Genomic DNA, 21,537 nt, shown 5'->3' with positions numbered 1-21,537 from the left:
GAGGGGCGAGACTAAAAGCTCACCTCGCGCGATGCGCGAGAACGATGCCGCGTGCGTGAACGGAAGTGGCTGTTTGACAATTGAATCCGTTACGCGACGCGCGACAGATGCCCTCGCGGCGCCGGCACCGACTGGTTGCGGCCACGCGACTTGGCCTCATACAAGGCCTTGTCGGCCGCTTCGACCAGATCCGCCGGTTGCAGCGATGCATTCGGCACAAGGCTGGTGACGCCAATGCTGACGGTGGTGGCCCATTTATCCGCGGAGAGCATTTCCACCCTGGTGCGGATATTTTCTCCGACGGCAAACGCCGCATCTGTGGAAAGACCCGGCAGCAGCACCGCGAATTCCTCGCCGCCGTAACGCGCGGCACAATCTCCGGCGCGCTGAACCGCGCCGGAGATGCTGGTTGCGATCCGGACCAGCACCTGGTCGCCGGCCTGATGCCCGAACATGTCGTTGAAGGTCTTGAAATGATCCGCATCGATCATGAGAAGCGCGAGCGGCTCCTGACGGCGCTGCGCCCGCAGCCATTCCTGCGCGATGACCTGATCGAACTTGCGGCGGTTCCTGAGCCCGGTCAGCGCATCCGTAATCGCAAGCTCCGCGAGCTTGTCCTCGGCGCGTCCGCGCCGCTTGATTTCCCGCGCCAGGATCATTGTCGCGCCGGCGACGAACGCGATCAGCGCCAGCATGATCCCGCCGACCCGCAGCGCCTGCCGGCGCCAGATGGCGAAGATATCCGTCCAGGATTTGCCGACGATAACGACCAGCGGATGGCTGCTGTCGCGCCACACGAAGAGACGCTCGATCTGATCGGCTGCCCCAGATCCTTCTAATGATCCGCTCGGCTCGGAGAGGAGACGCTTGACACCCGCCCGCCGGCTCAGGTCCCGGCCAATCATATCCAGATCGAATGGCGTCCGCATGATCACAACGCCATCATGCCGAATGACGCTGATGATGTCGTCCGGCGCAAGGCTGAGACGCTCGAACAGATCGTGGAAGTAGCTGAACCGCAGCGAACCGACGACGACACCGAGAAAGGCGCCGTCCTTGCCCGTGATCCTGCGGCTGAGAACGACCGCATAGACGCCGCGATGCAGGCCCGGACGGCCGATGAACAAGCCGGCATCGGGGTTGTCGCGATGCGTCTTGAAATAGTCCTCGTCGGCGCGGTTTTCCGGCTTCGGATCGAATGTCGCGGAATCGTGGATGAGATTGCCCGCGGAATCGAACACCTGGATCGCGCCGTATTGCTTCGCGGTGGCGGCGTGATCGAACAGAATGAGTTTGAGCAGCCGCTTGCTGACGCCGGCGAGTTCCGGCTCGATCATGTTGCTCGCGACATTGCGCAGCGACAAATCGTAAAGTTCGACGTTGCGGCTGATATCAGAGTCGATGGTCGTGGCGAGATTTTCCATGGAGCGGAGCGCCAGCGCCTGCTCGCCGCGGCGCATGTCGAGCATCACGCTGCCGCAGACCGCGGAGAAGCCGGTGATCGTCGCAATCGAGCACCAGACCAGCAGCTTCGCCGATATTCGCCCTGGCCTGGTCGCATGAATCTTATGCCGTCGAAACCACATCGCACTCTTGTCCCCAAGGGTGCCTCAATGCGCCAAATTTGTTGCGGCGGCCTTTAAATGATTGGCTTCATCTTGTTCGGAGTTAACGAAATGTTTCGCGATCCCCGCCGGAAATATCCGCGGGCGAGTGTCGCTAGCGCTGCACGCGGATGCCGAGCATCACGACAGTCGCGGCGGAGCTCGCGCCGTTGACCGAACTGTTCAGCCAGTCGTGCCGCACCTGTCCCTTGATCTGGAACGTGCGCGAGAGCTTGTAGACCAGATCGCCTTCCACGAAGTAGCGCCGGTCGAAGCGTGTGCCGTCGTAGTCCGACGTTCCGGTGCCGACCTTCGCGGTGCCGATCAGCCAGCGGCGAAACGCATGATCGACCTGGAGCGAGTAATCGCGGGAGATCACGCCGGAGACACCGGGCAGCGTGGTTTCGTCGATCGAGGATGTCGCATCGAACCGCACCGTGGTCAGGCCAGTCGCGGTCCAGATCAGCGACGCGCTTGTCAGCAGGCCCTTCATGTCGGTGAGCCGCGGATCCTGATAAGTGCGCCGTGAATAGCCGATCGCGGCTTCGCCGGTCAGCAGCCGCGAGAATTCGAACGAGGTGCCGGCCTTGACATAGCCGCCGGTGGAATCGCGCTGATAGCCGGAGCGATCGAACTTCACATCATGAAGGCGGGTGTCGGCGGCGAATTCGCCGAACGGCTTGACGCCCGGCATCAGGTCGTAGCTGACGCGCGCGAGGCCGCCGAACTGGTTGAAGTTGCGGTCGTCGTTGGTGGACGTCGAACCGTCGGTGAGCTTCGACTGCTGATAGGTCGTGCGATCGGCGAGGCCGGCAGCCGAAACCGTCAGCCGGTTGAAATCGTGTTCGACACCCGCGGTGCCGCCGATGTTCGTCGCCAGCGGATATTCCGCAAGACCGGCCTGGATGTTCGGCGAGCCGGGATTGTCGGTGAAGACCCGCATGCGCAATTCGGTATTGATGCGGGTATCGCGCGCCGCGTCGACACGGCCCGTGATCTTGCCGTTGAAGCTCGGCGCGTCGATGCTGGTCGGCACCGGCGACGGTCCGGTTGGAAGCGGCGGGAATTTCGTGTCGTAACCGGTGAACGAACCGCGCAGATCGGCGATCAGCGAATGGCGTTCCCAGTCGGACGCGATCAGCAGTTCCGGCGCGACCGTGTAGAACGCCGAACCCTTCGGCGTATTGATGCGGCCGGGATTGGTGTTGTAGCCGCCCCAAAGCTCGACCGCGGCCTTGGTGAGAAACGTGCCGGTGTGGAAGCCGACATTGGCGAACGGATCGTCATCGACCTTCAGGCGGCGGCGCTGCGGCTGGCCGGGGAACGTCCCGGCGACCGATTGCGAAACCGGCGCCGCCACCTTCGCTTTCGGCGCAACGGGCGGCGGATTGCCGGGGCCGACGATCTTCGGCTTCGGTGCGCCGGGATAGAGCTTCTGCTTCTTGCGTGTGCGGTTGAGCGAGTCGAATCCGACGTCCGCCGCGCCGGATGCGGGCGGAACGCCGTAGGCCGGAATCGCGCCGATCCGCGACGGCGCCCTGGCGCCGCGCCTCGGCGTGTCGTCGTCGGCCAGATTCTCAGCCGTCTTGCGAAGCAGCGACTTGTCCGGCGGCGCGAAACCGCCCTGCGCCGGGTTCATCATGTCGGCGGTCAGCGCCTGCGCGCGTGCGGTTGCGGGGTTCCACAGCATCAGCACGCAGCACACCGGCAGCACGCGCCATCCGGACGCGCGCCAGCGATGATCCCACAACCGGACAGGTTGCTGCGAGCCCTGCACTTTTCACTCTTCTCCCGGCCCCGAAAGCCACTTGGGGCCGCGCCGGAAAACGAAACAACTTCAAGCAATTGCCGGCGAAAACGCCGCCGTCCGGCGTTGCCGAACGCCGTTAACAGAGTTAAAACAATTATGGTTAACGGAGCGTTGAGGGCGGCCTTGGCGCCGTCGCCTCAGCAGCTTGAATGTGCTAGGAAATGTCCCGGATTGGCGCGCGCGTCGCGCTGCCGTCCCCTCAACTGGAATCACGCATGGCCACTTCAAAACCGCGGACGGCGACCCCTTCCGCGACCCACGGGGCATCTCCCGCCATCGAGTCTGCATTGCGCACCCTCGATGCCGAGGCGAGCGGCATCACCGCACTGGCCAACGCCCTGCAATCGGACCTCGGACCGGCGTTCGATGCCGCCATTACGCGGGTCCGTGACGCCAGGGGCCGCCTGATCGTGACGGGCCTCGGCAAGTCCGGCCACATCGGCAAGAAAATGGCGGCGACCTTCGCCTCCACCGGCACCCCCTCATTCTTCGTCCATGCTGCGGAAGCCAGCCACGGCGATCTCGGCATGATCACGCCCGACGACGTCATCATGGCGCTGTCGTGGTCCGGCGAAACCGCCGAGCTCAAGAACCTCATCAACTATTCGCGCCGTTTCCGCATCGGATTGATCGCGGTCACCTCGGAAGCAGACTCCACGCTGGGCGCCGCCGCCGACATCGTGCTGACCCTGCCGAAAGCGCGCGAGGCCTGTCCGCACAACCTCGCGCCAACGACGTCGTCGCTGATGCAGCTTGCGCTCGGCGATGCGCTCGCCGTGGCGCTGCTGGAAGGCCGCGGCTTCACGGCGCTCGATTTCAGCGCGCTGCACCCCTCAGGCAAACTCGGCGCCATGCTGAAATTCGTGCGCGACCTGATGCACAAGGCCGATGCGGTGCCAGTGAAGCCGCTCGGCACCAAGATGTCCGAGGCGCTGGTGGAGATGACGTCGAAAGGCTTCGGCTGCGTCGGGATCGTCGACGCGCGCGGCGAGATCGCCGGGATCGTGACCGACGGCGATCTGCGCCGTCATATGCGGCCCGATCTGATGACGGCAAGCGTCGACGAGGTGATGACGAAGAATCCGAAGACCATCAGTCCGGATCTGCTCGCCAGCGAGGCGCTGGAAATCCTCAACGGGTCGAAGATCACCGCGCTGATCGTGACGGAGGGCAAGACGCCGGTCGGCATCGTGCATCTGCACGATATTCTGCGTGCCGGCGTCGCGTAACGCCTACTTCTGCGGAAAGCGCGCTGTGCTAGGTTCAAGCGGCAATTCCAGCGCGTTGGCGAAGTATGAGACCGTCCGATAGAAGCCGCAGAGCTGGATGATCTCCAGGATCTTGTCGTCGCTATAGTGTACCTTGAGGGCCTCGAATTCGTTGCCGCTCCATGTCGCATGGTGATGCAGGGCATCAACCGCTGCGATCAGCGCCTGTTCGGCTTCCGTCCAGCACGTGGCATCGGCCGGTTCGAGTACCGTGGCGCGGACCTGCTCTTCAGTGAACCGCGCCGGGCCCGCAAAGATCGTGACATGAACGCCCCATTCGTATTCGCAGCGCGTCAGGGCGCAGGTGCGATCGATAACGATCTCCCGCTCCCGCAACGTCAGCGGTCCCCGGTCCAGCAAGCTGGCATTGCGAAACTTCTTGTAAGCCCGCTCGCTCGTCGCGACGGTGCGAAACAGCACCAGCGGCGGCACGCCTGGCGGCATGATCGCGTCGAACCGGCTCTGAACCTCCGGCGCGTAAGGCGGCTCCAGCGGAGCGATCCGTGACATCTCCAACTCCTATGCTACAATATCGATAGCATAATGCTACATTTTTAATAGCACAAGATCAAGAGGCCGTCCGTGACCCGAAAACCGATCCCGGCGAACCGGACCAAACCAGCACACGGTTCGAAATCCGGCCGCCCGATCATGACATTGCTCGATCTATTGGGGCGGCGCTGGACCTTGAGGATTGTCTGGGAGATGCGCGATCAGGCACTGACCTCGCGCGAACTACGCGCGGCGTGTGACGATGCATCGCCAACTGTCGTTCAGGCGCGGCTGGCCGAACTGCGTGAAGCCGGTTTCGTCGAGAAGCTCGACGCTGGCGGCTATCGGTTGACGGCTTTGGGCGAAGAACTGCTGGGCACCTTCATGCCGCTGCACCGCTTCGCAGAGAAATGGAGCAAGGCTTAAACCAGGTCCACCCGCAAACTCGCGCCATCGGCGCTCACGATCCTGACACGGCTGCCGGATGCAGCGTCCGGTCCCGAAACACGCCAGACCGTATCGTCGATCCTCACCGTGCCGATGCCATCCACGATCGGCTTTTCGAGGGTGAAAACGCGGCCAATCAGGCCTTCCGCGCGTTTGTTGAGAAACGGCTTGTCGGTCGGCTTGATGTTGCTGCCCGAGTAATATCGCCACAACGGCACCATAGCGATCGACAAGGCCGCGAATAAAATGATCTGCGTCTGCCACGACCACACGACGCCGAACGACAGCAATCCGACGATCAGGGCCGCAAGGCCGAGCCACAGCATGAACACGCCGGGCGCGAATGTCTCGATCGCCATCAGCATCACGCCGATGATCAGCCAGTTCCAGGTTCCGAGTTTCGAGAAAAGTTCGGCCATATCGATCACGCTTTCGGCGGATTGGTATTCGGCACGGTGGGCGGACGGCGCGGCGCAGACGCGGAGCCGCCGTCGCCGAATGTCGCCTTGGCAATCTCGGCAATGCCGCCAAGCGACGAAAGCACGCCGGTTGCTTCGATCGGCAACATGATGATTTTCTGGTTCGGCGAATCCGCGATCTGGCTGAACGCCTTGATGTACTTGTCGGCGATAAAGTAGTTCAGCGAGGCGACATCGCCGCTGGCGATGGCGTTGCTGACCATCTCAGTCGCCTTGGCTTCCGCTTCGGCCGCCCGCTCACGAGCCTCTGCGTCGCGGAATGCTGCTTCACGGCGGCCTTCAGCCTGAAGGATCTGCGACTGCTTGGCGCCTTCCGCACGCAGGATTTCGGACTGCCGCTGGCCCTCGGCCTGGAGGATGTCGGCGCGCTTGACGCGCTCGGCCTTCATCTGCCGTCCCATCGCCTCGACCAGATCGTGCGGCGGCACAATGTCCTTGATCTCGATGCGGTTGACCTTGACGCCCCATGGCGACACCGCGGCATCGACCACGCGCAGCAGCCGCTCGTTGATTTCATCGCGATGCGACAACACCTGATCGAGATCCATCGAGCCCATGACCGAGCGGATGTTGGTCATGGTCAGCGTTACGATGGCCTGATTGAGATTGGCCACCTCGTAGCTGGCCTTTGCGGCATCGAACACCTGATAGAAGGTGACCCCGTCCACGGTGACGGTCGCATTGTCTTTGGTGATGACCTCCTGCTGCGGAATCTCGATCACCTGCTCCATCATGTTCACCTTGCGTCCGACACGGTCGAAATAGGGAATGATGATGTTGAGGCCCGGGCCCAGCGTGCGGGTGTATTTGCCAAACCGTTCGATGGTCCAGTCGTAGCCCTGCGACACTGTTTTCACGCCGGCAAACAACGTGACGATCACGAGCAGAACGAACGCAATTGCAAAAATATCGAAACCGGACATTTAAAACTCCCTGCAAATAAACCCGAAGCGCAAGACTTCAGATGCGGGCAGCCTAGCATGGACACGCGACAGCCGCTCCGTCACTTGGTCGATTAAAGCAGCGATACGGTTCGAAAGAGAGGAAAACCACGTCTTGAAGCGGGCGGGCCGGGCGATTAAATCGCGGCCGCTCAAATCCAGCCTTTAAATCCAGCCTTGCAACTCGCGCAGCACGACCTGGCGGATCACATCCATGCCCTCGTCGCTGTCATTGAGGCATGGAATGGCCGAGAACTCCTGACCGCCTGCCTTGTGGAAGATTTCGGCATTCTCCAGCGCGATCTCTTCAAGCGTCTCAATGCAGTCGGCCGCGAAGCCCGGCATCACGACGGCAATTCGCCGCACACCGTCTTTCGCAAGCTGTTCGACGGTCCTGGCGGTATAGGGTTGCAGCCAGGCGGCATATCCGAACCGGGACTGGAAGGTCAGCATCAAACCCTTGTCGTCGAGGCCCATGCGCGCGCGCAGCGCGTTCGCTGTCGCGACGCATTGCGCCTGATAGGGATCCCCCTTGTCGATATACGACTGCGGCATCCCGTGAAACGACGCCACGATCGTCTCAGGCTTGTAGGACAACGAGGCCAGATGCTGCTCGATCGAAACCGCGAGTGCTTCGATATAGTCCGGTGCGTCATAATACGGGGGCGTGAACCGCACGGTGGGCTGCGCACGCATCTCCTTCAATGCGGCGGCGACCTTGTCGACTACCGTCGCCGAGGTTGACGCCGAATACTGCGGATAGAGCGGCATCACCAGAATACGGTCGCAGCCCTGCGCCGTCAGCGCATCGATCCGAGATTTGATCGACGGATTGCCATAGCGCATGCCCCAATCGACGACTACGTGCTTCTGGTCCGCGATCGACGCCGCGAGCTTCTCTGCCTGACCGCGCGTGATCGTCTTCAGCGGCGATTCATTCTTCTCGATGTTCCAGATCTTCTGGTAGTCCTTCGCCTTCTTGGCGGGGCGGATGCGCAGAACGATCCCGTTCAGGATCAGTTGCCAGAGCAATCCCTGATTTTCGATCACGCGCGGATCAGACAGGAATTCGCGCAGATAGACGCGCACGCCATTGGCATCGGCGGTGTCAGGCGTCCCGAGGTTGACCAGCAGCACACCGACGCGTGACGGCACGGCCTCCGGGGCCGGGCGACGAGCATCGAGGGGAGTGACCGCTGTCATGACGAGTGTGGCATCGCGCGTCGGTTAATTGTTGTCAAGGCAACGGGGATCAGAAGCAGGTGACCCGTTCCGCGGCAATGTATCCCAGCAGCAGGCCAACCCCGAACAGCAGCACGAGAGCCGCCGCGCCGAATTCGATTCCGCGCAGCAGGACTGCGCCGCCGCCGTCGCGGCCCGCCGCTATCCGGCCGGCAAGCCCCTTGGCCGACACGGCGATGATCGCAATGGCCGAGACAGTGATCGCGGTGCCGAGTCCCATCAGCAGCGTCGCGGCCACGCCAGCCCAGAACAGGCCCTGCGCCAGCGCGAACACCAGCACCAGAATTGCGCCGGAGCACGGCCGGATGCCGACTGTCAGGACCGCGCTCAATCCGCGCGACCAGCCGCCGGGACCAGCCAGCGCGCTCGGCTCCGGGCCATGGGAATGCCCGCAGTGTTCGTCGTGAACGTGCCCGGCGTGATCGTGGGCATGATGATCATGTCCGTGATCGTGATGGACATCGCGCGCGTGCGCTGCGTCATGTGAATGCGCATGGTCGTGCGCGTGAGGACGATCGTGCTGGCTTTGGTCATGTGTATGACCATGGGCATGTGCCATGGCGGGAACGAGCGGCGACGGCGCACTGCGCCATGACCGCAGCGCACGGAAGAATCCGCCGCCCTTGGCGTAGACCAGACGCGCACCGAAGGCCGCGATCAGACCATAGCTGGCGATTTCGATCACGCGCTCGGCGCCGCACATCTGACCGGCCGTCACATTCAAAACGGCTGCGCCAATGCCGACGATCGCAATCGCTACCAATGCCTGCATCAACGCGGAAACGAACGACAGCGCGATACCGCGCTTTGCGGTTTCCTCGTTGGCGATGAGATAGGACGAAATCACCGCCTTGCCGTGACCCGGACCGGCAGCGTGAAAGACACCGTAGGCAAAGGAGATACCGAGCAGCGCCCACACCGCGCTGCCGTCGGTCTTGGCCGCGCGGATGGTCGCTGACATCTGGCGATAGAATTCGGACTGCTTGGCAAGCAGCCAGCCGACGATGCCGCCGGCCTGCGAATCCGGCACGGCGCCCTTTGGCGCGCCGAACGGATTCTGCGCCATCACTGCATGGACGACGCCATCGAGATAGATCGCAGCGAGAAGGATCGACGTGACGACAGCGATCTTACCCCAGGCGTCGTTCCGGGATGCGCCTTTTGGCGCAGACCCGGAATCCATTCTTCTGCTTACAATTCTGGATTCCGGGTTCGCTCGCGATGCTCGCGCCCCGGAATGACGGCTGTTGAACATCAAGGGCAATCCACCGTGATCTTGTTGGCGAACATTGCGCCATAGTTGGAGTTGTCGCCGTTGAGGAATGTGTCCTCGTTGAGCTTCTGCGCCTGCGCACTGCCGTCGGTCGGGCGCTGGACCGTCAGCTTGCAGGTCGCCGGCGCGCCGACCAAACTCACAGGGTCCTTCTCGTTCAACTGGAAGTCGATGAAGTAGGACGGGTCGAAAACCTCCAGCGCCAGCACAGGAGTCTTGACCGGCGCCTTGAACGGCAGTGTGAAGTGTAGGGTCAGCGTCGAGTCCTTGTATTCGAGGTAATAGTCGATTGGTTCGTTGAACTTTTCCTTCTTCTGAGCGCCCGCGCCGCCCGCCTTGGCGAAGGTGAAGAAAGCGTATTCCTTCAGCGACTCGACATTGGTCTGCGCCAGCGCCTTCAACTCGTCGCGGGTGTAGACGCCCTTCGTCTTGCTCTCGATGCCCTGCAAGGCATAGGTCGAGAACATCTCGTCAAAAGTCCATGCGTGGCGGATGCCGGTGATCGTGCCGTCAGGCGCGTAAATCAGCTCACTCTTGGCGACGATCCAGACATGAGGATGCGCCTGCGCCGTGCCGGCACCGATTGCCAGCATGGCCACAACGAAGAAGCACTGAACAAGGCGGCGCATTCTTGATCCTGTCCCTAGGCGGCTTCGGGTTTGCTCAGCAGACCGCGACGGCGCAGCAGCGCGTCGGGTTCGGGCTTGCGTCCACGGAAGGCAATGTAGGCATCTTCCGGATCGCGCGATCCACCCGACGAATAGATATCGTCATGCAGACGCTTCGCCACCGCCGGATCGAAGATGTCGTGCGCTTCCTCGAACGCGCCGAATGCGTCCGCATCCATCACCTCCGACCACATGTAGCTGTAGTAACCCGACGCATAATGATCGCCGGAGAAGATGTGGCCGAATTGCTGCGGCCGGTGACGCAAGACGATTTCCGCAGGCATGCCGATCTTGTCGAGTTCCTGCTTCTCGAAGGCGCGAACGTCGGTGATCGAGGCCGCCGGCTGGGTGTGGAATTCGAGATCGATCAGCGCCGATGAGACAAATTCCACGGTGGCGAAGCCCTGGTTGAACTTGCGCGCGGCGATGAAGCGCTTGAGCAGGTCTTCCGGCAACGGCTCGCCGGTCTGGTAATGCCGTGCGAACTTTTGCAGCACCTCCGGCCGCTCCTGCCAGTGTTCGTAAAGCTGCGACGGCAGTTCGACGAAGTCCGTGAACACGCTGGTGCCGGACAGCGACGGGTACATCACATTCGACAGCATGCCGTGCAGGCCGTGGCCGAATTCGTGGAACAGCGTGCGGGCATCATCGGGCGAGAGCAGCGACGGCTGGCCGTCGGTGCCCCTGGAGAAATTGCAGACATTGATGATCAGCGGCGCGACATCGCCATCGAGCTTCTGCTGGTCGCGCAGCGACGTCATCCATGCGCCGGAGCGCTTGGAGGGACGCGCGAAGTAGTCGCCATAGAACAGCGCCTTGTGGTTGCCCTTGGCGTCCTTGACCTCCCACACCCGCACATCCGGATGCCAGACCGGAACGTCCTTGCGCTCGCTGAAAGTGACCCCGAACAGCCGGGTCGCGACGTCGAAGGCGGCATCGATCATGTTGTCGAGCGTCAGATAGGGTTTGATCGCGGCGTCGTCGAAATTGGCGCGGCGCTGGCGCAGCTTCTCGGCGTAGTAGCGCCAGTCCCAGGCCGCGAGCTTGAAGTTGCCGCCCTCCTCGGCGATCAGCGCCTGAAGCGCGTCGCGGTCGGCCATGGCGCGGGCGCGGGCCGGCTTCCAGACCCGCTCCAGCAGGCCGCGCACGGCCTCCGGGGTCTTGGCCATGGAATCTTCCAGGCGGTACGCGGCGAAGCTTGGATAGCCGAGCAGCCTGGCGCGCTCCTCGCGCAGCTTCAGGACCTCGAGGATGGTGGCGCTGTTGTCGTTGTCATTGCCGTTGTCACCGCGGGCGGTGAAGGCCTTGAAGACCCGCTCGCGCAGGTCGCGGCGGCTGGAGTCCTTCAGGAACGGCTCGACCGACGATCGCGACAGCGTCACCACCATCTTGCCGGGCATGCCGCGCTCCTCTGCCGCAGCCTTGGCAGATGCGACGAAGCTGGCCGGCAGGCCTGCCAGATCGCCCTCGCCGAGCTCCATGGTCCAGTCCTGCTCGTCGCCGAGCAGATGGTGGCTGAAAGATGTCGCCAGATGCGCCAGCCGCTCGTTGATCTCCGCGGTCCGGGCCTTGGCGGCCTCGCTGAGGCCTGCGCCGGAGCGGTGGAAGCTGGTCCAGGTCCGCTCGAGCAGCCGCGCCTGCTCGCCCGTCAGCTTGAGCGAGGCCGCCTTGTCCCGGAGCTTGGTGACCCGGGCGAACAGGGCGGCGTCCATGGAGATCGGATTCCAGTGCCGCGCCTGCTTCAGCGCGACCTCGGATTCGATATTCAACAGTTCGGGGGTCGAGTGGGCGCCGACGAGGTCGTAGAACACCGCCGACACCTTGGAGAGCAGCTTGCCGGCCCGCTCCAGCGCCGTGACGGTGTTCTCAAACGTCGGCTCGGCAGGGTTCGCCTTGATCGCCTCGATCTCGGCGGAGTGATCGACAAAAGCCTTGTCGAATGCCGGCAGGAAATGCTCGGGACGGATGTCGGCGAACGGCGGCGTCTCGAACGGTGTCTGCCAGGCCGCCAGCAGCGGGTTGGTGTGGGAGGCGGCGGTCGCTTGAGACGCTTCTGACATGGGAATCCTTTGGGGAGCCTTATTTACAGCGATTTTCTGATGCTTCTCTATACCACCCGGTGGGGCTTTTTTACGCCCTTAACGCTTGATCCGGGCTGCGATTTCGCAGAGATTGCGGCCCGAAACGGGATCACAAAGTCATGAACGCCAAGAAGCTCGAAGCCAACGCCCGCGAAATCGCGTGGCCCAGCGTCATCACCGTCATCAGCGCCGCCATCCTGATCGGCGCCGAGGTGTTCGGCGCGGCCTTCGCCGGCGGCTGGGCGCTCGCGATCCTGTTCGGCCTCAGCGACACCGCCGCTCACGTCGTCCAGATCGTGCTCTTCCTGATCGGCGTCGCGGTCATGATCGCCTTCGTCCGCGGAGCGCAGCGCGTCGAGCCGTTTACCCGCAAGATCTAAGGCACTTTGCGCGCTCAAAACTTAACGCGCATTCATCTTTCTCAACGTCCGTTCATCGCCAGCGCGGCATTTCGATCACGCCGTGGGGAAACTTGCCCCGTGGTGTAAAAAATACTTGCGAACCCGACTCAAAGCTCATATTTCCACCCTTGCCCAATTTCGCACGTGCCTGTGGTCGTGTGTCAGTCGGTAGGTATCCGGACAAGAGGCCGGACAGCCGCCAAGGGGAAGAAGAACCGAGGGTCGCTTCAGTCGTGAGACTCAAGAGGCCAGCATCTCTCTCAAGGGATGCCGTTGAAGGTGACTTCTCTCCTTGCAACCGTGACTGGCAGCCGGAGGCGAACCGGCGCACCCCGCTCTCAACGGGGGACGCGACTTAAAGCAACGACGGATCGGGCTTTTTTGGTCTCTGTTGGCTTTCCACCAGCCAGCGCGAATACCGAAGAGGCTTGTCCTTCATTGCCAGGTGTGCGGGCGGGAGCTTTCCCAACCAATCCACGGCAGCACAGTCTGGTCTGAGTGTTATGGCTCGGTCGCGCCTCCATCGCGTGACAGCCAAAGCGCTCATACCCGGCATCATTTTTTGGACGGTCCATCGCAGGGCCGTTTGGGAGAGTGCTATGACCGACCGTATCCAGGAATTCCTGCGCAACCGCCGCAGCGAGGGCCTCGACACCGAGCCATGTCTCGTCGTCGACCTCGAGGTCGTGCGCGACAACTACCAGACCTTCGCGAAGGCGCTCCCGGACAGCCGCGTGTTCTATGCCGTCAAGGCGAACCCGTCGCCGGAGGTGCTGTCGCTGCTGGCCTCGATGGGCTCGTGCTTCGACACCGCGACCGTCGCCGAGATCGAAATGGCGCTGGCCGCCGGTGCGACGCCCGATCGCGTCTCGTTCGGCAACACGATCAAGAAGGAGCGTGATATCGCGCGCGCCTACGCGCTCGGCATCCGCATGTTCGCGGTCGATTGTTCCGCCGAGGTCGAAAAGATTGCCCGTGCTGCGCCCGGCGCGAAGGTGTTCTGCCGCATTCTTTACGATTGCGCAGGCGCCGAGTGGCCGCTGTCGCGCAAATTCGGCTGCGATCCGGAGATGGCTGTCGACGTGCTCGAACTCGCCAAGCGTCTGGGCCTGGAGCCTTATGGCATTTCGTTCCATGTCGGCTCGCAGCAGCGCAAGGTGAAGGCGTGGGACCGCGCGCTGGCGATGGCCTCGACGGTGTTCCGTGACTGTGCCGAGCGTGGAATCAACCTCTCCATGGTCAACATGGGCGGCGGATTCCCGACGAAGTACCTCAAGGACGTTCCTCCGGTCGTGCAGTACGGCCGGTCGATCTTCCGTGCGCTTCGCAAGCACTTCGGCAACCAGATTCCGGAGACCATCATCGAGCCGGGCCGCGGCATGGTCGGCAACGCGGGCATCATCGAGACGGAAGTCGTTCTGATCTCGAAGAAGAGCGACGACGACGAGAACCGCTGGGTCTATCTCGACATCGGCAAGTTCGGCGGTCTCGCCGAGACGATGGACGAGTCGATCCGCTACGCGATCCGCACGCCGCATGACGGCGCGGATATGGCTCCGTGCATTCTCGCCGGCCCGACCTGCGACTCCGCAGACGTGCTGTACGAGAAGGTGCCGTACCCACTGCCCGTCACGCTCGAGATCGGCGACAAGCTGCTGATCGAAGGCACGGGTGCGTATACGTCGACGTACTCGTCGGTGGCTTTCAACGGCATCCCGCCGCTGAAGACCTACCACATCTGAGGCCGCTTCCTTCTTACCTCTCCCGCTTGCGGGGGAGGTCGGCGCGAAGCGCCGGGAGGGGGAAGGCTTTGTAAGCCCCCCTCCCCAACCTCCCCCGTTTACGGGGGAGGGAGCAAGAGAACGGGAGCCGGTCCGCCGGCTCCTATCCCGTCACATCGCGATTTTGCTGACAACACTCCGGAGCCTGCTGGCTTTTTGGAGTGGGGACTGACGTGCCATGACTGCTGTTTGGAAGAAGACCCCTGTTGCCCTCGTTACCGGCGCCGCTCCGTTCGCGATCCGTGCGGAACGAGCCTCGGATGTCGCCGCGCGTGAAGCGCTGCTGGATGCGAGCTTCGGCGAAGGCCGGTTTGCCCGCACCTGCCAGCGCCTGCGCGACGGACGCGCGCCCGCCGAAGGCCTTGCCTTCACGGCGGTGCATGAGGGCCGTGCGGTCGGCACCGTGCGGTTGTGGCACGTCAGCGCCGGAGGCATCCCGGCGCTGGTGCTCGGCCCGCTGGCGGTCGACGCGTCGTGCCGCTCGCTCGGCGTCGGCGCTGCGCTGATGGAGCATGCACTGGCGACAGCCAAGGCACGCGGCCATGGCGCGGTGATCCTGCGCGGCGACGCGGCCTACTACGCCCGCTTCGGTTTTTCGGCGGACAAGACCGGCGAGCTGGCATTGCCCGGCCCGTTCGAGCGCGACCGGCTGCTGGCGGTCGAGCTGCGCGAAGGCGCGCTCGACGAGGCCTTCGGCATGATCGTGGCCACCGGCGACAAGCTGCGCCGCCCGGCGCCTCGTGCGAGCCGCAAGGCTCGAAAGCTTCTCATCCAGGCCGCTTGATTTGAGCGCAAAGACCCGGCATTGCGGAGCTTGAAATGAGCCCCGCAATTCTACTGTCACAAGGAAAAGACCGAATGTCCCGCCGTCTGATTTCATCCGGATCGCCCTTCGAGAAGATCGCCGGCTACAGCCGCGCCGTGGTCGATGGCGACTTCTGTTTCGTCGCCGGCACCACAGGCTACGATCCGGTGACAAAGATCCTACCTGAAGACGTGGCCGAGCAGACCCGCAACTGCTTCAAGGTCATCGCGACCGCGCTGAAGGATGGCGGCTTCGACATGGCTGACCTCGTGCGCGCGACCTACTACGTCACCGACGCCAAGGATTTCGACGCTGTGTTCGCCGTGTGCGGCGAAACACTCGGCGACATCCGCCCGGCGGCGACGATCGTTGCGGTCTCCGCGCTCTATAAGCCCGAGATGAAGGTCGAGATCGAAGTCACGGCGAAACGCCGGAGCTGATATCCAGAACAGCGCACGACATGTTGGCTTGCATGCGAGCCAACATGTCGCAGTTGGTGCGTTGACTTTCCTGCAAACGGCCATAGCTTCAGTTCATCATGTCGAACGTCTGCATCAATCGTCTGTTACTTCGCGCAGGTCGCCTTCAAACTGGAAGGTGACCCGGGCGGACGCGCATCCGCGCCGTCCCGGGTCGTTCGCAATTTCTCCACTCAATAAAAACTGAATCCCGACCGGACCCGGCGTTACGCGCCGGTGTGTCGCGCTGTGAAACTCCACACCAACCAGAGGTGACAACATGGCCAGCTATTTGCAGCCCGAACTGCCTCCGATTTCGTTGCGCATGCGCGACGCCGCCCGGCTTCGCAACATCGCCGAGGCCGCATCCGAAAAATATCCGCAGACCACCGACTTCCTGGCACGGGAAATCGATCGCGCCGAAATTCTACCGGACAGCCAGTTGCTGCCCGGTCTTGTCACAATGGATTCGGAAGTCACCTTCCGTGACGACATCAGCATGCAGGAGCGGTCCATGACACTGGTTTATCCGGAGGCTGCGGACGTTGACGCTGGGAAGATTTCGATCCTCACGCCGATCGGCGCGGCCCTGATCGGCCTGTCGGTGGGACAGACCATCGAATTCCAGACGCCCGGCGGCCGCTGGCGCTCCCTGACCGTGCTCAAGGTTCATCAGCCGCGCCACTGACGGATCGTCTCAAGACGATTTTGTGAAAACCTAGTGTGGTGGTTCGCAAGTCCGCATCGTTTCTGCAGCGGGCTCTTTTGCGGACTTGCGAACCAAAACCACACTAGAATTATGATTTCTAGTGTCCTTTTGAATCCGAAGTTCGCTATAGAGCGGGCTGCAAACACGAGCGAACTTCGGATTCAGGACACTAGGGGCAAAAGCATCGTTGCCGCCACGCCTGAGTTGCCGTAGGTCTTTGCGGCGGCATTCCCCTGTGATCCGGAGTTCTGATTTTGAGCAAGTTCCCCGTTTACGCACGCATCAGCGGCCCGATCGTCATGGTTGGCTTCGGCTCCATCGGCAAAGGCACGCTGCCGATGATCGAGCGGCATCTTGATTACGACAAGTCGCGCATCACGGTGATCGATCCCAAGGACGAGGGCCGCAAGGCACATTGCGAGAAGCACAATGTGCGCTTCATCCAGCAGGGCGTGACCAAGGACAATTACCGTGAGTTGCTGACTCCGCTGCTCACCGAAGGCGGTGGCCAGGGTTTCTGCGTCAATCTTTCGGTCGATACCGGCTCCACCGACATCATGGAGCTCTGCAACGAACTCGGCGCGCTCTATATCGACACGGTCAATGAGCCGTGGCTCGGCTTCTATTTCGATGCGTCGAAGGGCCCGGAAGCGCGCTCCAACTACGCCCTGCGCGAAAACACGCTGGCTGCCAAGAAGGCCCGTCCCGCGGGCTCGACGACGGCCGTCTCCTGCTGCGGCGCCAATCCCGGCATGGTCTCGTTTTTCGTCAAGCAGGCCCTGCTGAATGTCGCCAATGACCTCAAGCTCAATGCCCCGAAGCCGAAGACCAGGGCTGAATGGGCGGACCTGATGCGCCAGGCCGGCATCAAGGGCATTCACATTGCCGAACGCGACACCCAGCGCTCGAAGAAGCCGAAAGAGCCGGACGTCTTCGTTAACACGTGGTCGGTGGAAGGCTTCCTGTCGGAAGGCGTGCAGCCGTCCGAACTCGGCTGGGGCACCCATGAAAAGTGGATGCCCGAGAATGCACACACCCACGAAGCCGGCTGCGGCGCTGCGATCTATCTGATGCAGCCCGGCGCCAACACGCGCGTGCGCACCTGGTGCCCGACCCGCGGCGCGCAATACGGGTTCCTCGTCACCCACAACGAGTCGATCTCGATCTCCGACTATTTCACGGCACGCGACGCATCGGGCACGGTCATCTATCGCCCGACTTGCCACTATGCCTATCACCCTGCGGATGACGCGGTACTCTCGCTGCACGAAATGTTCGGCCGCGCCGCCAGGATGCAGGAGAAGCATCACATCCTCGATGAAAACGAGATCGTCGACGGCATCGACGAACTCGGCGTGCTGCTGTTCGGCCATGACAACAATGCCTACTGGTACGGCTCGCAGCTCTCCATCGAGGAGACGCGGAAACTCGCGCCCTATCAGAACGCCACCGGCCTGCAGGTGACCTCCGCCGTTCTCGGCGGCATGGTGTGGGCGCTGGAAAACCCGAACGAAGGCATCGTCGAAGCCGACGAGATGGATTTCGATCGCCTGCTGGAAATCCAGATGCCATATCTCGGGCCGGTGAAGGGCTACTACACCGACTGGACGCCGCTGACTGATCGTCCGGGCCTGTTCCCCGAAGACATCGACACCAGCGATCCCTGGCAGTTCAGGAATGTTCTGGTGCGCTGATCACGTCAGCATCGCATCACGCAGAAAGGCCGGGCAAATGTCCGGCCTTTTTGTTTTCGATTGGCGCTAATTCCTGATCGGCTCACCGGCCTTTTCCGCGGGCGCAGGCGGCAGCGCGGGCTTCGCGCCCGCTTTCTGCGCACCGGCATCAGGGCGCGCCGGCTCGGGCGCGGGGGTTGTAGGTCTTGTACCGCCCGGTTTCGAGTCTGCCGGTCCATCGCTCTTACCTGCCGGAACGGAAGGCTGCGCGTCCGGCGGCTGCGCCGTTTGCACCAGATGAATCTCGCCGCGCGACGCCAGTTGCATCAGCGAAATTCCGGACAGCGTCAGACCACCCGCGATCAGAATCGCGGACAGCACAAAGCCGGTTCGATTGGCGCGCTTTTCATTCGGAAGAATCATCCCGGCACCCGTTGATCGCTGATCGGAAAGACCAACGGACGGGCACAGCGATGGTTCCGGGATTTGCACGCGTGTACGTTGTCGCACTCGATGAATTGCGAAGGAAAATGTGGAACCCGGCAGAAGCGAACGGGTGTGGATCGGGTCAGTCCGTGGTGCTGACGTCCCATGTCGCGTGACGGACACCCGGCCGGCGCGCAAGATCCACTGCGACGGCATCGAGTTCTTTCGCGTCCACAGCAGTACTGACCAGTGTAGCAACGATCTCCACGACATCTTCCGCGCGCTCGATCACATTGACGTCGCTGACCGGATACTTCGCCGCTTCCAGTCTCTCGACCAGAAGGTCACGCACGGCATCCATCAATGCCGCGTCCACTGCGAGTCTGATTTCGTAGGTCGCTTCCGACGCATGCTCATCCAGCGGGCTGCGATTGATGGCGTTCACGAGTGGCCGCAGCAACGTGTTGCCAGCCAGCACGAACGCGGTCAGTGCCACCGCCTGTGCGACCATGTCGGCCCCGGCGCAACAGCCGACGGCCGCGGAGCCCCACAGCGTCGCCGCCGTGTTCAGGCCGCGGACATTCATACCTTCCTTCATGATCACGCCGGCACCGAGGAAGCCAATCCCCGATACCACATAGGCGATCACTCGAACCGCGCCGTCGGAATCCGCAAGATGCATGGCGAGATCGACAAACGCCGCAGCACCGACCGCGACCAGCACGTTGGTCCGAAGCCCCGCGGTGCGCAGACGGTACTGGCGTTCGGCGCCGATCAGGGTGCCGAGCACAAACGCTGCCGTCAGGCTGACGAGGGTGTCGAGAAAGTCGGCACTCTGGAAGGTGGTGAGGAAACGCATGCTGCCTGCTTACTCATTACAGAGTGAGCAGTCCAGCATCGCCATCTTCGGTCGCAAAGGCGAGCAGCGATCCCTTTGCATTCCACGCCAGCGCGGCTACCGGCTCGCCCGCATTCCTGCGCACCAGAATTTCCGCGCCGTCCTCAATGCGCACCATCAGGATAGTGCCGTCGCTGTAGCCAGCCGCGAAAATGTCATCCTTGGGATGGCACGCAACCACCGTTGCCTTGGCCTGCAACGGCGCCAGCATCCCCGGCTCCTTGCCCATCGGGCCGTCCTTGCTGGCGAACGGCCACAGGATCACGCTATCCGAGCCCGACGTGGCGAGAAATTTTCCGCCCGCGCTCCAGGACATCGAACGCACCCGCGCAGGATAGCCGGTCATCCGCATGTGACGTGAGTCGGCCAGCCGCCAGCCGTGCAGCGCCGCTTCATGCATCGAGGTAACGAGAAAACGGTTGTCGGCGCTGAAGGTGACGCCGAGATGCGAGCCCTTCCATTCCAGAAATTCGGGCTTCGCGCCCATGTTGGGAAACCACAGTGTCACACCATTGTAATGTGCAATCGCGAGCCGCACGCCCTTCGGCGCGAAAGCCAACCCGCCAACCGTTGACGGCACATCGAGCGATTTCCCCTCGCCTTTCGGTGCTTTGACATAGGCCGTCTTGCCCGCCGACCACGCCACCGCGCCGTCGGAATGCAACGCAACATTGTCGATCCAGCGCCGCTTGGCATCAGTGGCGAGCGTTTCGATGTTCGAGTTGACATCGAGCGATACCAGCTTGCCGTCGTCACCGCCCATGACAACGCGCTTGCCGTCGGATGCCGAGCACAGGATGCCGCCGCCATGAACCGCGACCGGCTTTGCCTCGCCATCGCTGCTCGCGAAACTGACGCTCTCTTCCGCGCCGACAAACGCCGCAACGTCGCCAAGAAAATGCACGGCGGTCGCAGGCGCATCGAGCTTCACGTTCGTGACGCGATCAGTAACGGAAACGATGGAGGCCGTTTCCGGGGCCGGATTGAAGTCTTTCATCACGCAATGGTTTTCGCAAAGCCGTCGCGGATCGCCTGCTCGGGCAATTCGCGGCCGATGAACACCAGGCGGCTTTCGCGCTTCTCGTCATTCCGCCATTTCCGCTGATGGTCACCCTCCAGCATCATGTGGACGCCCTGGAACACATAGCGGTCATCGTCGCCCTTGAACGAGAGAATGCCCTTGGAGCGCAAAATCTTCTCGCCGTCCTTGGCGACCAGTTCCTGCAGCCACGGCATGAACTTGGTCGGATCGATCGGCTTGTCGGTGCGCAGCGACAGCGACTGCATGTCCTCGTCGTGATAGTGCTTCATGCCGCCATGGGAATGACCATGATCGTGATGATGGTCGTGGCCATGATGGTGATGATCGTGGTCATGATCATGACCGCCGTCATCGAGAAACTCAGGTTCGATTTCGAGAATCCGGTCAAGATCGAACGCGCCGCGCTCCAGCACGTCCGACAGCTTGACCTGCGCGCGTTCGGTCCGGTGCAGCGTCGCGTAGGGATTGATCGCACGGATGCGCGCCTCAACCTCGGCCAGTTCCGGCTTGGTCACGAGATCGGTCTTGTTCAGCACGATGACGTCGGCGAACGCGATCTGGTTCTTGGCTTCCGGCGCGTCCTTCAGGCGATCACTCAGCCACTTGGCGTCGGCGACCGTCACCACCGCATCGAGCGCGGTCTTCTCGCGCACATCCTCGTCGACGAAAAAGGTCTGTGCCACCGGCGCCGGATCGGCGAGGCCGGTGGTCTCCAGAATGATGGCGTCGAACTTGCCCTTGCGCTTCATCAAACCGTCGATGATGCGCACGAGGTCGCCGCGCACGGTGCAGCAGACGCAGCCGTTGTTCATTTCGAACACTTCCTCGTCCGCGCCGACGATCAGGTCGTTGTCGATACCGATCTCGCCGAATTCATTGACGATCACGGCGTATTTCTTGCCATGGTTCTCGGACAGGATGCGATTCAACAGCGTGGTTTTTCCGGCACCGAGGTAGCCTGTCAAAACGGTCACGGGAATTTTGTTGGCAGCGGCTTCAGACATGGAATCTCCAGGCAAATCAGGACCACGCCCGGCGG

The 21,537-nt window shown here is 62.5% G+C and carries 21 protein-coding genes; 8 read left to right on the top strand and 13 right to left on the bottom strand.

What is annotated here, in order from left to right:
• Positions 1–89 precede the first annotated feature (89 nt).
• Positions 90–1,586 carry a sensor domain-containing diguanylate cyclase gene (locus AC1Q6J_RS15805; protein WP_492280156.1) on the bottom strand — a complete coding sequence of 499 codons (1,497 nt, stop codon included), beginning with the start codon at positions 1,584–1,586 and terminating at the stop codon, positions 90–92.
• Between the two features lie 133 nt (positions 1,587–1,719).
• Positions 1,720–3,294, bottom strand: coding sequence for an outer membrane beta-barrel protein (locus tag AC1Q6J_RS15800; RefSeq protein ID WP_492280164.1), 1,575 nt, complete (start codon positions 3,292–3,294; stop codon positions 1,720–1,722).
• Positions 3,295–3,629: 335 nt separating this feature from the next.
• On the opposite strand from AC1Q6J_RS15800, the gene AC1Q6J_RS15795 reads away from it, so the two are divergent.
• The gene (locus tag AC1Q6J_RS15795) at positions 3,630–4,643 is read left to right on the top strand and encodes a KpsF/GutQ family sugar-phosphate isomerase (RefSeq protein ID WP_492280155.1); all 1,014 of its coding nucleotides are present in this window, start codon (positions 3,630–3,632) and stop codon (positions 4,641–4,643) included.
• Positions 4,644–4,646: 3 nt separating this feature from the next.
• Here the strand turns inward: AC1Q6J_RS15795 and AC1Q6J_RS15790 are convergent, their stop codons facing one another.
• Positions 4,647–5,192, bottom strand: a complete 546-nt coding sequence (locus AC1Q6J_RS15790) for a carboxymuconolactone decarboxylase family protein (protein ID WP_492280154.1) — start codon at positions 5,190–5,192, stop codon at positions 4,647–4,649.
• 141 nt (positions 5,193–5,333) lie between these two features.
• On the opposite strand from AC1Q6J_RS15790, the gene AC1Q6J_RS15785 reads away from it, so the two are divergent.
• The gene (locus AC1Q6J_RS15785; protein ID WP_492280163.1) at positions 5,334–5,600 is read left to right on the top strand and encodes a winged helix-turn-helix transcriptional regulator; all 267 of its coding nucleotides are present in this window, start codon (positions 5,334–5,336) and stop codon (positions 5,598–5,600) included.
• Here the strand turns inward: AC1Q6J_RS15785 and AC1Q6J_RS15780 are convergent.
• The 6 genes from AC1Q6J_RS15780 to AC1Q6J_RS15755 all read right to left on the bottom strand — a co-directional run bounded on the left by AC1Q6J_RS15780 (position 5,597) and on the right by AC1Q6J_RS15755 (position 12,284).
• Positions 5,597–6,040, bottom strand: coding sequence for an NfeD family protein (locus AC1Q6J_RS15780; protein ID WP_492280153.1), 444 nt, complete (start codon positions 6,038–6,040; stop codon positions 5,597–5,599). The genes AC1Q6J_RS15785 and AC1Q6J_RS15780 overlap by 4 nt on opposite strands.
• 5 nt (positions 6,041–6,045) lie before the next feature.
• Positions 6,046–7,023 carry an SPFH domain-containing protein gene (locus AC1Q6J_RS15775; protein WP_492280152.1) on the bottom strand — a complete coding sequence of 326 codons (978 nt, stop codon included), beginning with the start codon at positions 7,021–7,023 and terminating at the stop codon, positions 6,046–6,048.
• A 183-nt stretch (positions 7,024–7,206) separates the two neighbouring features.
• On the bottom strand, positions 7,207–8,244 hold the full coding sequence (hemH, locus tag AC1Q6J_RS15770; protein WP_492280151.1) for a ferrochelatase: 1,038 nt from the start codon (positions 8,242–8,244) through the stop codon (positions 7,207–7,209).
• A 49-nt stretch (positions 8,245–8,293) separates the two neighbouring features.
• Complete coding sequence (locus AC1Q6J_RS15765) at positions 8,294–9,466, bottom strand: nickel/cobalt transporter (RefSeq protein ID WP_492280150.1); 1,173 nt, start codon at positions 9,464–9,466, stop codon at positions 8,294–8,296.
• A gap of 71 nt (positions 9,467–9,537) precedes the next feature.
• Positions 9,538–10,185 (bottom strand): DUF1007 family protein, encoded by a 648-nt coding sequence (locus AC1Q6J_RS15760; RefSeq protein WP_492280149.1) that lies wholly within the window; start codon positions 10,183–10,185, stop codon positions 9,538–9,540.
• 14 nt (positions 10,186–10,199) lie between these two features.
• On the bottom strand, positions 10,200–12,284 hold the full coding sequence (locus AC1Q6J_RS15755) for a M3 family metallopeptidase (RefSeq protein ID WP_492280148.1): 2,085 nt from the start codon (positions 12,282–12,284) through the stop codon (positions 10,200–10,202).
• A gap of 140 nt (positions 12,285–12,424) precedes the next feature.
• Between AC1Q6J_RS15755 and AC1Q6J_RS15750 the strand changes: the two genes are divergently transcribed.
• The 6 genes from AC1Q6J_RS15750 (at position 12,425) to AC1Q6J_RS15725 (ending at position 18,153) form a co-directional block, all read left to right on the top strand.
• On the top strand, positions 12,425–12,685 hold the full coding sequence (locus tag AC1Q6J_RS15750) for a hypothetical protein (protein WP_492280147.1): 261 nt from the start codon (positions 12,425–12,427) through the stop codon (positions 12,683–12,685).
• Between the two features lie 620 nt (positions 12,686–13,305).
• On the top strand, positions 13,306–14,448 hold the full coding sequence (locus AC1Q6J_RS15745; protein ID WP_006018867.1) for a type III PLP-dependent enzyme: 1,143 nt from the start codon (positions 13,306–13,308) through the stop codon (positions 14,446–14,448).
• Between the two features lie 217 nt (positions 14,449–14,665).
• A complete protein-coding gene (locus AC1Q6J_RS15740) occupies positions 14,666–15,271 on the top strand; it encodes a GNAT family N-acetyltransferase (protein WP_492280146.1) in 606 nt (201 codons plus the stop codon).
• Positions 15,272–15,345: 74 nt separating this feature from the next.
• Positions 15,346–15,732: a RidA family protein gene (locus tag AC1Q6J_RS15735; protein ID WP_492280145.1), complete on the top strand. Its 387-nt coding sequence runs from the start codon at positions 15,346–15,348 to the stop codon at positions 15,730–15,732.
• Between the two features lie 298 nt (positions 15,733–16,030).
• Complete coding sequence (gene rnk / locus AC1Q6J_RS15730) at positions 16,031–16,438, top strand: nucleoside diphosphate kinase regulator (RefSeq protein ID WP_492280144.1); 408 nt, start codon at positions 16,031–16,033, stop codon at positions 16,436–16,438.
• A 320-nt stretch (positions 16,439–16,758) separates the two neighbouring features.
• Positions 16,759–18,153: a homospermidine synthase gene (locus AC1Q6J_RS15725; RefSeq protein ID WP_492280162.1), complete on the top strand. Its 1,395-nt coding sequence runs from the start codon at positions 16,759–16,761 to the stop codon at positions 18,151–18,153.
• Positions 18,154–18,219: 66 nt separating this feature from the next.
• Here the strand turns inward: AC1Q6J_RS15725 and AC1Q6J_RS15720 are convergent, their stop codons facing one another.
• From AC1Q6J_RS15720 to AC1Q6J_RS15705, 4 genes are all read right to left on the bottom strand, one after another.
• Entirely contained in the window at positions 18,220–18,555 is a 336-nt protein-coding gene (locus AC1Q6J_RS15720; RefSeq protein ID WP_492280143.1) for a hypothetical protein, read from the bottom strand.
• Positions 18,556–18,700: 145 nt separating this feature from the next.
• A complete protein-coding gene (locus AC1Q6J_RS15715; RefSeq protein WP_492280142.1) occupies positions 18,701–19,417 on the bottom strand; it encodes an MgtC/SapB family protein in 717 nt (238 codons plus the stop codon).
• Positions 19,418–19,433: 16 nt separating this feature from the next.
• A complete protein-coding gene (locus AC1Q6J_RS15710; RefSeq protein ID WP_492280161.1) occupies positions 19,434–20,453 on the bottom strand; it encodes a WD40 repeat domain-containing protein in 1,020 nt (339 codons plus the stop codon).
• The gene (locus AC1Q6J_RS15705) at positions 20,453–21,502 is read right to left on the bottom strand and encodes a CobW family GTP-binding protein (protein ID WP_492280141.1); all 1,050 of its coding nucleotides are present in this window, start codon (positions 21,500–21,502) and stop codon (positions 20,453–20,455) included. The genes AC1Q6J_RS15710 and AC1Q6J_RS15705 overlap by 1 nt, the downstream gene beginning before the upstream one ends.
• Positions 21,503–21,537 lie beyond the last annotated feature (35 nt).

The sequence above is a fragment of the Afipia sp. MLSD5-FHT05B12 genome (genome assembly GCF_058793355.1).
The sequence above is the reverse complement of the archived record's forward strand: the minus strand, read 5'-3'. Positions and strand labels throughout refer to the sequence as shown.